Consider the following 226-nt stretch of genomic DNA (forward strand, 5'->3'; position numbering starts at 1 on the left):
ACGAGACACGTGAAACCTTGTGGGAAGCAGGGAGGACCACCTCCCAAGGCTAAATACTACCTGATGACCGATAGTGAAGAAGTACCGTGAGGGAAAGGTGAAAAGAACCCCGAGAGGGGAGTGAAATAGAACCTGAAACCGTGTGTCTACAACCGGTCAAAGCACCTTATGAGTGCGATGACGTGCTTTTTGTAGAACGAGCCAACGAGTTACGGTATGTAGCGAG

General features: G+C 50.0%; 1 rRNA gene. It reads left to right on the plus strand.

The window, feature by feature from the left end:
* Window positions 1-226 (plus strand): 23S ribosomal RNA (locus CPJCM30710_RS17700); the annotation flags it as partial.

The organism is Clostridium polyendosporum (assembly GCF_018332455.1).
Taxonomy (GTDB): domain Bacteria; phylum Bacillota; class Clostridia; order Clostridiales; family Clostridiaceae; genus Clostridium_AY; species Clostridium_AY polyendosporum.